Genomic DNA, 500 nt, shown 5'->3' with positions numbered 1-500 from the left:
TGGTACATGTGGAATCACTGGAAGATCAGTACCTGGTTTCGTTGGATCTGTTGGATCGTTTGGATATGGAAGGTTTGGTACTTTTGGAAGTCCGTCTGGTACATTTGGTACGTATGAACCAAGTTTGCTGTACTTAACTGTTTCTTCGCTATCCTTATCATCAGGAGTGACTGTCTTGGCTGCTACATTAGCCTTATCTGCCACGAATCCAGTTACAACTGGTGTAGCTTCTTGNGCCAATTCTTTCGTAGCTGGTGTCCATGCANTGAAGGTTTCCTTACCAGTTACACGGTTACGTTCACCTGTACGTGTGAAGGCTGCTTCTTGAGTCACTGGAGCTTTCAGAGCTGGACGACCCGCTGTTTGACCATCTGCGTATTCGTACTTGATTGTACGTGATACTTTCTTGTTGAGCTTAGCTGGGTCTGTAATCTTCTCTGTACCTTGACGAAGAGTAACGGTGAAGGTTTGATCCTTCTTATCGTCATTATCGAAGGTCT

1 protein-coding gene is annotated in these 500 nt (G+C 45.0%); it reads right to left on the bottom strand.

Annotated features, from left to right (window positions below; translation table 11 throughout):
* A partial coding sequence (locus tag D8872_RS10920) for a mucin-binding protein (RefSeq protein WP_446677446.1) occupies nucleotides 1-390 on the bottom strand: 390 nt, incomplete at its 3' end.
* Nucleotides 391-500: the final 110 nt, after the last annotated feature.

It is taken from the genome of Streptococcus cristatus (genome assembly GCF_003943815.1).
In the GTDB taxonomy this organism is placed as follows: domain Bacteria; phylum Bacillota; class Bacilli; order Lactobacillales; family Streptococcaceae; genus Streptococcus; species Streptococcus cristatus_F.
The sequence above is the reverse complement of the archived record's forward strand: the minus strand, read 5'-3'. Positions and strand labels throughout refer to the sequence as shown.